Source organism: Micromonospora echinospora, assembly GCF_014203425.1.
Lineage (GTDB): Bacteria > Actinomycetota > Actinomycetes > Mycobacteriales > Micromonosporaceae > Micromonospora > Micromonospora echinospora_A.
The window spans coordinates 2,767,311-2,779,619 of the sequence record NZ_JACHJC010000001.1 but is presented as its reverse complement, the minus strand read 5'-3'; the positions used below and the strand labels follow the sequence as shown (position 1 = coordinate 2,779,619).

Genomic DNA, 12,309 nt, shown 5'->3' with positions numbered 1-12,309 from the left:
CGTGCGGACGTCCGAGTTGCGTGTGTGGCTTACCCGTGCGTGGTCCACAGTACGGGCCCTGGCGGCGGTCCGAGAACCGGCACGCACCCCACATAGAGCCTGCCGTCAGTCCTGCCAAGATCGGAGCGCCTATGCGCTACCTGCTTTCCGAGTACGTTAACCCATGGGTTTGCGGCCGCATCGCTTTCCGGCCTGCAGTGGCCGATCCTGCCAAGCCCTTCCAGCGCTTGTCCGATTGGCGAGCACGCTCCGGCGCTTTCGTGGTCATGTGGCTGAGCGTGCCATACCTAGGTGTGAGTGGCGTCGTTGACGACTTGCTCAGCAACTCGTCCTACAACCTCGCCGCAGGAGCCTTCTATACGATAGCGGTAGTGAGCGCGTACTGGGTCGTCGCACAACCACTGCCCCAAGACAAGGCGTATCAAGTGCGAAGCTCGCTCCAGCGGGCGGGGCTATCATTCGTCGTCACCATTGCTCTGGGCCTCGCCGTGAGGACTGAAGTGTTCACGGTCCCCGGAATCGGTTGGTTACTTGCCATCTGGTCGGTCATTTTTGCGCTGTCGATGATGTGGCACTGCCTACGTTGGGTTTTCGGCGCAAGCGACGCACATCCCCTTTTGGGGCCGATCGTAACGACGATGACCGCGCTTACTGCCCTCGCCATCGATCAGATCCTCGACACCGGCGGTGACAAGCGACCTGCGAATTTGCAGACACTGATTGATATGGGCGCACTCGCGTCGGTCTGCCTCCTTGCCGCCATTGAGTTCTTCTACATCAGCTACAAGCTGGGCAAGGAGCCATCCAGTTTGCCGCTGCGGGATCCACTCAGCGTACATACGCCAAGAAGACCCACACACCTGGGTTACGGGCTCCCGCACCCTCCGGAACGCCCCACACACAGACACCGCCATTCGCCTCCAGTGCATGTCGGGCCGGACGCGCCGATGAACAAGCTAGCGATCTTTGGGGCGGCCGGCGTGATTATTTGTTGGCCAGCCAGCCTTGTGCTCGGCATCTGGGCCTTGCGGCAGATCGCTAGAACCGGGGAGCGTGGCAGATGGTTGGCCATCCTCGCGGTCGCCTCTTCTGCGGCGACGATGCTGACGATCTGCATGGCTACTGCATACGTCAAGTAACTGCCGGCGGGCGAGTCGGCGCGACGGGTCGTCCGGCTTTTGATCGGCGGATCGCCAAGTGAAAGAAGTCGGCACGTCACACAAAGATGAGTCTGGAAGTAGGCGCTCATGTCACCTGAAGAACTTTCCCCGGCGGAATGGGCCCAACTCTGTCGGATGAAAATCGCTCAAATCAACGAGCTTGAGGGGAGAATTCGCCGCCTGCCGCCGACGCAGCAGAACTGGGAGACCCTTCGCGGGCTTGACATCACTCGGCGCAGCTTAATCAAGTCGCTCGGGCAGTTGGAGAACCCGTCACTCTGGTGGCGTATCAATCGGTGGGTCAACAACTGGGCGGCCGCCGACCGGGCGAAGGAGGAGGAAAGGAAGAAGAGGAGACGCGACCGTCGCCGATCCTGCCCGAGGTGCAACGGCAGTGGCCAGGTGCAGGGCCCGGGCAAGTGGTTCGTGCGGTGTACAGCCTGCAGCGGGACGGGCAAGGGGAATCATTTTTGATCGGAGTTCTCGGTATCCACGGTCTCCGTCTCGGTGAGGCGCAAACGAGTCATCCGGTAGCGCGCGCGACCTGCGTTCACGCCATACCCGCTTGTACTTGCCAAAGTGCACAGCTCCTGGCCCACGGCAAAGGCAGCCTGCGGTTCAGGCCCCAAGCAGTGCTCGGGTCGCTGCGCAACCTGGTCAAGCGGTAGGCCGCGGGCCCGGCCCGATCACGGGCCGGGCCCGCGGTCACCGGGGCGCGGCCGGTCAGCGGAAGGCCGCGTGACCGGTGAGCGTCTGCCCGATGATCAGCTGGTGCACCTCGGAGGTGCCCTCGTAGGTGAGCACCGACTCCAGGTTGTTCGCGTGCCGCAGCACCGGGTAGTCGAGCGTGATGCCGGCCGCGCCGAGGATCGTCCGGCACTCGCGGGCGATGGCGATGGCCTCCCGCACGCTGTTGAGCTTGCCCAGGCTGATCTGCCGGTGGTCCAGCGTGCCGGCGTCCTTCAGGGCGCCGATCTGCATCGCCAGCAGCATCCCCTTGCCCAGCTCCAGCGCCATGTCGGCGAGCTTGAGCTGGGTGGCCTGGTACGCGGCGAGCGGCTTGTCGAAGATCTGCCGGCTGCGGGCGTACGCGACGGTGGTCCGCAGGCAGTCGTGCGCGGCGCCGAGCGCGCCGAAGACGATCCCGAAGCGGGCCTCGTTGAGGCAGGTCAACGGCCCGGACAGGCCGGCCGCGCCGGGCAGCATCGCGTCGGCGGGCAGCCGCACGTCGTCGAGGACCAGCTCGGAGGTCACCGAGGCGCGCAGGGAGAGCTTGCGGGTGATCTCCGGCGCGGTGAACCCGGGCGTGCCGGCCGGTACGACGAAGCCCCGGACGCCCTCGTCGGTGCGGGCCCAGACCACTGCGACGTCGGCGACCGAGCCGTTGGTGATCCACATCTTGGTGCCGTTGAGCACCCAGTCGCCGCCGTCGCGGCGGGCCCGGGTGAGCATGCCGGCCGGGTCCGAGCCGAAGTCCGGTTCGGTCAGCCCGAAGCAGCCGATCGCCTCGCCGGCGGCCATCCGGGGCAGCCATTCGCGCTTCTGCTCCTCGGAGCCGAACCGCCAGATGGCGTACATGGCCAGCGAGCCCTGCACCGAGACCAGGGACCGCAGGCCCGAGTCGCCCGCCTCCAACTCGAAACAGGCAAGGCCGTACGCGACGGCCGAGGTGCCGGCGCAGCCGTAGCCCTCCAGGTGCATCCCGAGCACGCCGAGTTCACCGAGTTCCCGGGCCAGTTCCCGCACCGGCAGCCGGCCCGCCTCGTACCAGCCGGCGACCTCCGGCCGGATCCGCCGGTCCACGAAGCCGCGCACGGCGGCCTGGAGTTCCCGGGTGTCGTCGTCGACGAGCGTGTCCACACCGAAGTAGTCGAGGGCGGACGCGGGGACGGTCAGTGTCACGTACGGATTCCTTCCAGGTGGGCGAGGACGCCGCGGGCCACGGCGACGGCCATCGCGTCGAGCGCGTCGGTGGTCATCGCCGCCATGTGCGGGGTGGCGAGGACGCGGGGGTGGCGCAGCATCGGGTCGTCGGCGGCGGGCGGTTCGGGCGCGAACACGTCGACCGCGTAGCCGCGCAGCCGGCCGGCGGCGAGCGCGGCGAGCACCGCCGCGCCGTCCACCACCCCGGCCCGCGCCGTGTTGACGAGCAGCGCGTGCGGCCGCATCCGGGCCAGCGCGGCGGCGCCGATCAGGCCGGTGGTCGACGGCGTCTGGGGCACGTGCAGGCTGACCACGTCGGATTCGGCGAGCAGCCGGTCCAGGCCCACCAGGTGTACGCCGTCCGGCGGCTCGGTGACCGCCACGTCGTACCCGAGAACCGTCATGCCCATCCCGCGGGCGCGGGCGGCGACGCCCCGGCCGATCGCGCCGAGGCCGACGAGTCCCAGCGTGCGGCCGGCGAGCATGGTGCCGGTCAGTCCGGCGGCGACGACCGAGCCGGGCAGTGACCGGCCGGGCGGGAAGCCGCCGGAGGCCAGCGTCGCCACGGCGGGCGTGAGCTGACGGGCGAGCGCGAGCGCGGCCAGCACGACGAACTCGGCCACCGACTCGGCGTTGGCGCCGGGCGTGCCGACCACCGGGACGCCGAGCCGTTGCGCGGCGGCCAGGTCGATGCCGTCGAGCCCGGCGCCGTGCCGGCCGACGACCTTGAGCCGGGGTGCGGCCTCCAGCATCGCGGCGGTCACCGGTGAGGAGCGCACCACGAGCGCGTCGGCGGTGGTCAGCGGGCCGGCGGCGAGCGCGGCGGGGTCGGTGAGGTGGGCGACGCGTACCTCACCGGCGGCGTGCAGCAGCCGCATCCCGGCCTCGGCGATGGGCTCGGTGAGCAGGATCTGAGGGGACATTGCCGTCCTTACCAGCCGGTGTAGCAGGTCACCGGCACGCTGTAGAAGTCGCGGGCGTAGCCGCCCTGCTCTCGGGGGCCGTGGTTGGAGGCCCCGGTGCCGCCGAACGGCAGGTGCAGCTCGGTGCCGGCGGTGGGCAGGTTGACGGTGACGATGCCGGCGCGGGCGTCGCGCTTGAACCGCTCGGCCGCGGACAGGGAGGTGGTGACGATCCCGGCGGACAACCCGTAGTCGGTGTCGTTCGCCAGCTCGATCGCCTCGTCGAGGTCGGCGGCGCGGATCACGCAGGACACCGGGCCGAAGATCTCCTCCCGGGCCACCCGCATGCCGTTGTGCGCGCCGACGAGCAGGGTGGGCCGCATGAACTGCCCGTCGTGCGTCCCGCCGGCCGCCACTGTCGTCCCCTCGTCGCGTCCGATCCGGACGTAGTCGAGGTTCTGGTCGAGCTGGCCGGCGCTGACCACCGGGCCGAGCTGGCTGTCCGGGTCGAGCGGGTCGCCGACGCGCAGCGCCCGCGTCGCCTCGGCCAGCGCCGCGACGAACCGGTCGTGGATGCCCGCCGTCACGATCAGCCGGCTGGAGGCGGTGCAGCGCTGGCCGGTGCTGAAGAAGCTGCCGTCCAAGGCGCAGCGCACCGCCACATCCAGGTCGGCGTCGTCGCAGACCACGAGCGGGTTCTTGCCGCCCATCTCCAGCTGGAACCGCTTGTTGCCGTGCGCGATGCAGCGCTGGGCGACGTGCGCGCCGGTGCGGGTGCCGCCGGTGAACGAGATGCCGTTTAGTCCGTCGCTGGTGAGCAGCTCCTCCCCGACCACCGAGCCGGCGCCGACGACCAGGTTGAACACGCCGGGCGGGACACCGGCGCCGGCGATGATCCGGGCGAGTTCCCCGGCGCTGGCGGGAACCATCTCGGCGGGTTTGAGCACGACGGTGTTGCCGTACGCGAGCGCCGGCGCGACCTTCCACGCCGGGATCGCCAGCGGATAGTTCCACGGCGTGATGATCCCGACCGCCCCCAGTGGACGGCGGCGGACCTCGGCGTGCACGTTCGGCCGGGTGGAGGCGTAGACCTCACCGGTGGGCTGCAGCAGCTGGTGGGCGTAGTAGCGGAACGTCTGGCCGGCGCGGACGACCTCGCCGCGGGCCTCGGCGAGCAGCTTGCCCTCCTCGCGGGCGAGCAGCGTGGCGAGTTCGTCGGCGCGGTCCAGGATGGTGCCGCCGATCCGGTCCAGCATCCGCATCCGGTCGCCGACGGGCAGCTTCGCCCATCCGGGACCGGCCCGGCGGGCCGCCTCGACCGCCGCGCGGGCGGTGTCCCGGTCGGCCACCGCGTACTCGCTGACGACCTCGCCGGGGCGGGCCGGGTTCAGGTTCGGCCGGCGTTCGCCGTCGACCCACTCGCCGTCGACCAGGTTGCGGTGGTACGGAACCGACACGTCTACCGCCCCGCGCCGGCCGCGGCGACCGGCTCGCCCCGCGGGTCGGTGTTCTCCGGGAAGTGGCAGGCGACCTGGTGGCCGGCCCCGGTGAGCTTCGGCGTCTCGGTCGCGCAGATGTCCTGCGCCTTCCAGCAGCGGGTCCGGAAGCGGCAGCCGGACGGCGGGTTCAGCGGGCTCGGCACGTCACCGCTGAGGATCACCCGCCGGCGCTCGGTCTCGACCAGGGGGTCGGGGATCGGCACCGCCGAGAGCAGGGCCTGGGTGTACGGGTGGCGCGGCCGGTCGTACATGTCCTCGCACTCCCCCACCTCCACGACCGAGCCGAGGTACATCACCGCGATGCGGTCGCAGAGGTGCCGTACGACGGCCAGGTCGTGGGCGATGAACATCATGGTCAGGCCCAGCTCCTCCTGGAGTTCCTCCAGCAGGTTGACGATCTGCGCCTGCACCGAGACGTCGAGCGCGGAGACCGGCTCGTCGGCGACGATGAACTGCGGGTTGCTGACCAGGGCACGCGCGATGCCCACGCGCTGGCGCTGGCCGCCGGAGAACTCGTGCGGGTACCTGTCGTGCCACTTCTCGCTGAGCCCGACCATCTGCATGGTCTGCAGCGCCTTCGCGCGCCGGCCGGCCGCCGGCAGGTCGGAGTGCACGAGCAGCGGCTCCTCGATCAGCTCGCCGACGGTCATCCGGGGGTTCAACGAGGCGAACGGGTCCTGGAAGATCATCTGCATCTGCCGGCGCATGGCCCGCATTCGCCGCCGGTCCAGCGTGGTCAGTTCGGTGCCGTCGAACGTCACGGTGCCCTGGCTGGGCTTGAGCAGCTGGAGAATGGCCCGGCCGGTGGTGGACTTGCCGCAGCCGGACTCGCCGACCACGCCGATGATCTCGCCGCGCCGGACGTCCAGGTCCACACCGGAGACCGCGCGCAGCCGGGCCGGCAGCAGCGAGCCGCGCACCGGCACCTTGAAGTCGACGGCCAGGTCACGCACGCGCAGCAGCGGGTCCGGGGCGGTGTCGGGGGTGAGGGTCATCAGCGCACCTCCGCGCTCTGGTCGGCGAAGCGGTCCTCGGTGGTCAGCCAGCCGCCCTGGTCCGCCGGGCGCATGCCCCAGCAGCGGGTGAGCTGGTCGCGGCCCGGCACGGTGGTCAGGCCGGGCGCCTTGTCCTGGCAGACGTCGCGGGCGTGGACACAGCGCGGCGCGAAGCGGCAGCCGGGCGGGATCTCCGACAGCTCCGGCGGACGGCCGGCGATCGGGCGCAGCTTGCCGCCCCGGGCCTGGTCGAGGCGGGGCACCGAGCCGAGCAGACCCCAGGTGTACGGCATCTGCGGCTTGTGGAACAGGTCGACGGTCCCGGCGCGCTCGACGATCTGGCCGGCGTACATGACGTTGACGCGCTCGGCCATGCCGGCGACCACGCCGAGGTCGTGGGTGATGAGCAGGACCGCGGTGCGCGTCTCCAGGGCCAGTTCCCGCAGCAGGTCCAGCACCTGCGCCTGGATGGTGACGTCGAGCGCGGTGGTGATCTCGTCGGCGAGGATCAGCCGCGGCCGGCAGGAGAGCGCCATGGCGATCATGACGCGTTGCCGCATGCCGCCGGAGAGCTGGTGCGGGTACGAGCTGAGCCGGGTCTCCGCCGCCGGGATGCGCACCATGTCCAGCAGCTCGACCGCCCGCTTGCGCGCGGCCCGGCGGCTCATCCCGAGGTGCAGTTCCAGCGCCTCGGTCATCTGGCGGCCCACCGTCAGCACCGGGTTCAGCGAGGTCATCGGATCCTGGAAGATCATCGAGATGCCCTTGCCGCGCACCGCGCGCAGGTCCCGCGCGGACAGTCGCAGCAGGTCGCGCCCCTCGAAGAGCACCTGGCCACCGGTCACCTGGCCGGCCGGAGGCACGATCAGCCCCATGATGGACTGAGCGGTCGCCGACTTCCCGCAGCCGGACTCGCCGACGAGGGCGACCATCTCCCCTGCGTCGACAGTGAACGACACCCCGTCCACCGCCGTCACCGAGCCCCGCGCGCCGCGGAATTCGGTGCGCAGGTCCCGGACCTCCAACAAGGCCATCGATCCCCCTGAGTTAAACTCCCGAACGCCACCATTCGTCATCCGGGAGTGTTGCACAGACGATGTTCGTCGTCTAGGCTCCCGGCAGCGACGAATTCCGTCACTATGAGTTGGAGCGAGATGGCATCCAAGAGCTCGATCGAGAAAGATCGCAGCATCATCCGGGAGCTCGTTCAGGATCCACGGCAGACGAACGTCGCGCTGGCGGCGAAGGTCGGCCTCTCCGAGGGATCCGTACGACGCCGGGTGGAACGGCTTGTCACCGAGGGTCAGCTGCAGTTCGCCGCGATTCCCAGCGCCGCCTTCATGGGGCGGCCGGTGCACACGCTGTTCGAGATCCAGAGCGCTCCGGGTGCCACAGAAAGGCTCATCGACAAGCTCGCCGGGATGCCGGAGATCGCGTACGTCTACCACGTGACCGGCCAGTTCGACATCATCGCCGTCGGCTACTTCGCCTCCAGCAACGCCATGCGGCGGTTCTGGACGGAGCGGCTGGGCAACCTCGACGGGGTGATGGAGAGCCGGTCGGTGATGGTGCTACGGGTCGCCAAGCGCGCGCACGAATGGGCGCGCGACATCGCCGTCACGGGGGACGAGGAAGCCGGCTGGGACGCGGAAGCCGACCCCGGCACACCCGGCGCAGACACCTGACCGACCGGAGAAACCCGCAATGCTGCGCATCACGTTGACCCGTCTCTTATCGGTTATTCCAGTCCTTTTCGGGATCTCGGTGATCTCATTCCTGGTCATCCGCATGATTCCCGGCGACGTGATCAGCTCGATCATGGGTCAGGACTTCGGCGACCCCGCGATCGAGGCGGAGATGCGCCGCTACTTCGGGCTCGACATGCCCGTGTACGAGCAGTTCCTGAGGTGGCTCGGCGCCCTGGTCCAGGGCGACTTCGGCACCTCGATGCGCACCGGCCAGCCGGTGCTGGAAGAGATCATGCAGCGCCTTCCGTCCACGCTGCTGCTGGCCGTGTCGGCGCTGCTGGTCTCGATCCTCATCTCCATCCCGCTCGGCGTGCTCAGCGCCACCAAGCGCAACGGGCTGCTGGACGCCACCACCCGGGTCGGCTCGCTGGTCGGGTTGTCGCTGCCGAACTTCTGGCTCGGCATCCTGCTGGTGTACGTCTTCTCGGTGTCGCTGGGCTGGCTGCCGTCCCAGGGCGCGGGTGAGGGTGAGGGCTTCTGGGGCACCCTGAAGCACCTCATCCTCCCCGCCGTGACGCTCGGCTCCAGCCTCGCCGCGATCAGCATGCGGATGACCCGCTCCAGCATGCTGGAGGTGCTCAACCAGGACTACGTGCGCACCGCCCGGTCCAAGGGCCTCGGCGAGCGCGTGGTCATGACCCGGCACGCGCTGCGCAACTCGCTGATCCCGGTCGTGACGGTGCTGGGCATCCAGGCCGGCGCGCTGCTGGGCGGCACGGTCATCGTCGAGCAGGTCTTCGCCTGGCCGGGCCTGGGGACGATGGTCATCCGCGGCATCTCCCAGCGCGACTACCCGGTCGTCCAGGGCACCCTGCTCTTCCTGGCCTTCTTCTACGTCGTCGTCAACTTCCTCGTAGACCTCATCTACACCTACCTGGATCCGAGGTTGCGCAGTGGTCACTGACACCGCCCCCGACCGCCGCCCCGCCGAGGCGGCGTCCACTCGCAAGACCTCCCGCAGCCTGGAGGTGCTGCGCCTGATCTGGCGCGACCGGGTGGGCGCCATCGGCCTGGTCATCGTGGTGCTGATGGTCGCCGCGGCGGCGCTGGCCCCGCTCATCGCCCCGTACGACCCGACCGCCATGTCCAACCAGCGGCTCGCCGCGCCCGGCGGCGACTTCCTGCTCGGCGCTGACGAGGCCGGCCGTGACCTGCTCAGCCGGGCCCTGTACGGCGCACGCACCTCGCTGGCCGTCAGCCTGATCGTGGTGACCTGCGCGGGCGCGATCGGCGTCCTGCTCGGACTGCTCGCCGGCTTCTACCGGGGCTTCCTCGACGCGATCATCACCCCGGCCACCGACATCATGTTCGCCTTCCCCACGCTGCTGCTCGCGCTGGCGGTCGTCGCCGCCCGGGGTCCCGGCACGGAGAACCTGATCCTGGCCCTGATCCTCGTGTTCATCCCGAGCTTCGCCCGCGTCGTACGCGGCACGGCGATGTCGGTGCGCCGCGAGCCGTACGTGGAGTCCGGCCAGGCGGTGGGGCTCACCAACACCCGGCTGATCTTCAAGTACATCCTGCCCAACTCGGTCGCCCCGATCGCGGTGCAGTTCACCACGAGCCTCGCCACCGCCATCCTGGTCGAGGCGTCCCTGGGCTACCTCGGGCTCGGCGTGCAGCCGCCCCAGCCGTCCTGGGGGTCGATGCTCTCCAGCGGCAAGGCGTTCATGGAGATGTCGATCTGGCCGTCCGTCGTCCCCGGCGTCTGCATCATGATCGCGGTGCTGGGCTTCAACCTGCTGGGCGACACGCTTCGCGACGTGCTCGACCCGCGACTGCGCGGCCGTTCCGGCCGCTGACCCCTCGCACCCCCGGCAAGGAGCAACGTGGAAACCATCGACGAACACCTGGTTCGTCAACTGTCGGAATGGTCGGCGGGCGCTGCGGCGCCCGCCGACCCGTCACCGGACGTCGAGGTCGATGCCGGTCTGCTGCTGGACTACTTCGACGCCCAGATCCAGAGCCGCCACCTCGACCTCGCGCTGCGGTGGCTGCAGTCGAAACGGGAGGGCTTCTACACGATCGGGTCCAGCGGCCACGAGAGCAACGCCGCTGTCGCGCTGGCGCTGCGCCCGACCGACCCGGCACTGCTGCACTACCGGTCCGGCGGCTTCTACGCCGCCCGGGCCGGCCAGGTCCCCGGCTCCACCCCGGTCACCGACGTGCTGCACTCCGCCGCCGCGTCCCGGCGGGACCCGATCTCCGGCGGCCGGCACAAGGTCTTCGGGCACCGGGCGCTGAACGTCATCCCGCAGACCTCGACGATCGCCTCGCACCTGCCCCGCGCGATGGGCATGGCGTTCGCGCTGGACCGGTGCCTCAGCGACACCGGTTACCCGGCCGACGCGGTGGTGGTGTGCAGCTTCGGCGACGCCTCGGCCAACCACTCCACCGCGGCGGGCGCGCTGAACGCCGTCGGGTGGGCCGCCCACCAGGGGCTCGGGATGCCGGTGCTGTTCGTCTGCGAAGACAACGGCATCGGCATCAGCACCCGGTCCCCGCAGGGCTGGGTGGACCGGATGCTGTCCGCGCTGCCCGGCCTGGACTACACCGCCGCCGACGGCACCGATCCCGCGCGGCTGCTCGCCGTCGCGGGCGAGGTTGCCGATCGGGTACGCGCCGGACGCCGTCCCGCCGTGCTGCACCTGCGCACGGTCCGGTTCATGGGCCATGCCGGTTCCGACGCCGAGCTGGCGTACCGGTCCCGGTCGGAGATCCTCGCCGACTACGCCCGCGACCCGCTGCTGGCCACGGCGGCGGTGCTGGCCCGGCGCGGGATCCTCGCCCCGGCCGAGAGCCTGGCCCGCTACGAGCAGGCCCGCAAGCTGGTCATGGACCAGGCCGAGGCGATGCTCGGGCGGGTCGAGCGGCTGCCCGACGCGGCGGCGGTGACCGGGCCGCTCACCGAACGCCGGACCGACCGGGTCGCCGCGGCTGCCGCACGAGCCGGTGCCGGGCGGGAGAAGGTGTTCGGCGGCCGGCTCCCCGAGTCGCGCGGGCCGCTCACGCTCGCCCAGTCGGTGAACGCCGCCCTGCACGACGCGCTGCTCGCCTGGCCGCAGGCGCAGGTGTTCGGCGAGGACGTGGCCCGCAAGGGCGGCGTCTACGGCGCCACCCGCGGGCTGCGCAAGGCGTTCGGCGCGAACCGCGTGTTCGACACGCTGCTGGACGAGCAGACCATCCTCGGGGTGGCGCTCGGCGGCGCGCTGGCCGGCACGCTGCCGATCCCGGAGATCCAGTACCTCGCCTACCTGCACAACGCCGAGGACCAGCTGCGCGGCGAGGCCGCCTCGCTGCGGTTCTTCTCCGACGGGCAGTACGGCAACGGCATGGTGGTCCGGATCGCCGGGCTGGCGTACCAGAAGGGGTTCGGCGGGCACTTCCACAACGACAACTCGGTGGCCGTGCTGCGGGACATCCCCGGCCTGGCGCTGGCTGTCGCCTCCCACCCGGCCACCGCGCCGGCGCTGCTGCGGCAGTGCCTCGCGCTGGCCGAGCAGGAGAAGCGGGTCTGCGTGTTCCTGGAGCCGATCGCGCTCTACCACACCCGTGACCTGCACACCGACGGCGACGGCGGCTGGCTGGCCCGGTACGCCCCGCCGGACGGGTGGGCGGACGCGGAGATCCCGCTCGGACAGGTCCGGACCGTACGCGACGGCGGTGACCTGGCGCTCGTCACGTTCGGCAACGGCGTGCCGATGAGCCTGCGGGTGGCCGAGAAGCTGGCCGCCGAGCGGGGCGCCGGCACCCGCGTCGTGGACCTGCAGTGGCTCGCGCCGCTGCCGGCCGCGAGCATGCTCGCCGCCCTCGACGGCGTACCCCGGGTGCTGGTGGTCGACGAGACCCGGGCCGGCGGCGGCGTCTCCGAGGCGGTGGTGGCCGCCCTGGTGGACGCCGGTTACCCGGGGCGGATCTCCCGCGTCAACAGCGTCGACAGCTACGTCCCGCTGGGCCCGGCGGCCGACCACGTCCTGCTCGGTGAGCACGACGTGCTGACGGCCGCCCGCGCGCTGCTCGACTGACGCACGGCACGACGAAGGCGGCCCACCGGATCGATCCGGTGGGCCGCCTCTCGTTCGGCC

At 70.8% G+C, this 12,309-nt stretch carries 10 protein-coding genes; 5 read left to right on the top strand and 5 right to left on the bottom strand.

Annotation, left to right across the window (positions count from 1 at the left end):
- Positions 1-131: 131 nt before the first annotated feature.
- Complete coding sequence (locus tag FHU28_RS13150) at positions 132-1,139, top strand: DUF4190 domain-containing protein (protein ID WP_184684025.1); 1,008 nt, start codon at positions 132-134, stop codon at positions 1,137-1,139.
- Between the two features lie 744 nt (positions 1,140-1,883).
- Here the strand turns inward: FHU28_RS13150 and FHU28_RS13145 are convergent.
- Genes FHU28_RS13145 through FHU28_RS13125 form a run of 5 tightly spaced genes read right to left on the bottom strand, consistent with a single transcriptional unit; the run spans position 1,884 to position 7,513 of the window.
- On the bottom strand, positions 1,884-3,020 hold the full coding sequence (locus FHU28_RS13145) for an acyl-CoA dehydrogenase family protein (RefSeq protein ID WP_376700869.1): 1,137 nt from the start codon (positions 3,018-3,020) through the stop codon (positions 1,884-1,886).
- 38 nt (positions 3,021-3,058) lie between these two features.
- The gene (locus FHU28_RS13140) at positions 3,059-4,006 is read right to left on the bottom strand and encodes an NAD(P)-dependent oxidoreductase (RefSeq protein WP_184684019.1); all 948 of its coding nucleotides are present in this window, start codon (positions 4,004-4,006) and stop codon (positions 3,059-3,061) included.
- Between the two features lie 8 nt (positions 4,007-4,014).
- Positions 4,015-5,442 carry an aldehyde dehydrogenase family protein gene (locus FHU28_RS13135; protein ID WP_184684016.1) on the bottom strand — a complete coding sequence of 476 codons (1,428 nt, stop codon included), beginning with the start codon at positions 5,440-5,442 and terminating at the stop codon, positions 4,015-4,017.
- A 2-nt stretch (positions 5,443-5,444) separates the two neighbouring features.
- On the bottom strand, positions 5,445-6,479 hold the full coding sequence (locus FHU28_RS13130) for an ABC transporter ATP-binding protein (RefSeq protein ID WP_184684014.1): 1,035 nt from the start codon (positions 6,477-6,479) through the stop codon (positions 5,445-5,447).
- Entirely contained in the window at positions 6,479-7,513 is a 1,035-nt protein-coding gene (locus FHU28_RS13125; RefSeq protein ID WP_260412924.1) for an ABC transporter ATP-binding protein, read from the bottom strand. Before FHU28_RS13125 ends, FHU28_RS13130 begins: the two co-directional genes overlap by 1 nt.
- Positions 7,514-7,633: 120 nt before the next feature.
- Here FHU28_RS13125 and FHU28_RS13120 point away from each other — a divergent pair, with 120 nt between their 5' ends.
- The 4 genes from FHU28_RS13120 to FHU28_RS13105 are packed head-to-tail and all read left to right on the top strand — an operon-like array spanning position 7,634 to position 12,249.
- Complete coding sequence (locus tag FHU28_RS13120) at positions 7,634-8,164, top strand: Lrp/AsnC family transcriptional regulator (protein ID WP_030499629.1); 531 nt, start codon at positions 7,634-7,636, stop codon at positions 8,162-8,164.
- 19 nt (positions 8,165-8,183) lie between these two features.
- Positions 8,184-9,131, top strand: coding sequence for a nickel ABC transporter permease (nikB, locus tag FHU28_RS13115; protein ID WP_030499628.1), 948 nt, complete (start codon positions 8,184-8,186; stop codon positions 9,129-9,131).
- Positions 9,121-10,026: an ABC transporter permease gene (locus FHU28_RS13110; RefSeq protein ID WP_311773577.1), complete on the top strand. Its 906-nt coding sequence runs from the start codon at positions 9,121-9,123 to the stop codon at positions 10,024-10,026. The genes nikB and FHU28_RS13110 overlap by 11 nt, the downstream gene beginning before the upstream one ends.
- A gap of 36 nt (positions 10,027-10,062) precedes the next feature.
- Positions 10,063-12,249 carry a thiamine pyrophosphate-dependent enzyme gene (locus FHU28_RS13105; protein WP_376700868.1) on the top strand — a complete coding sequence of 729 codons (2,187 nt, stop codon included), beginning with the start codon at positions 10,063-10,065 and terminating at the stop codon, positions 12,247-12,249.
- Positions 12,250-12,309: the final 60 nt, after the last annotated feature.

What these genes read in the sequence shown, in the direction of transcription:
- FHU28_RS13150 (WP_184684025.1), top strand. Translation starts at nt 132, where the DNA reads ATGCGCTACCTGCTTTCCGAGTACGTTAACCCATGGGTTTGCGGCCGC.
- FHU28_RS13140 (WP_184684019.1), bottom strand. Translation starts at nt 4,006, where the DNA reads ATGTCCCCTCAGATCCTGCTCACCGAGCCCATCGCCGAGGCCGGGATG.
- FHU28_RS13130 (WP_184684014.1), bottom strand. Translation starts at nt 6,479, where the DNA reads ATGACCCTCACCCCCGACACCGCCCCGGACCCGCTGCTGCGCGTGCGT.
- FHU28_RS13125 (WP_260412924.1), bottom strand. Translation starts at nt 7,513, where the DNA reads ATGGCCTTGTTGGAGGTCCGGGACCTGCGCACCGAATTCCGCGGCGCG.
- FHU28_RS13120 (WP_030499629.1), top strand. Translation starts at nt 7,634, where the DNA reads ATGGCATCCAAGAGCTCGATCGAGAAAGATCGCAGCATCATCCGGGAG.
- nikB (WP_030499628.1), top strand. Translation starts at nt 8,184, where the DNA reads ATGCTGCGCATCACGTTGACCCGTCTCTTATCGGTTATTCCAGTCCTT.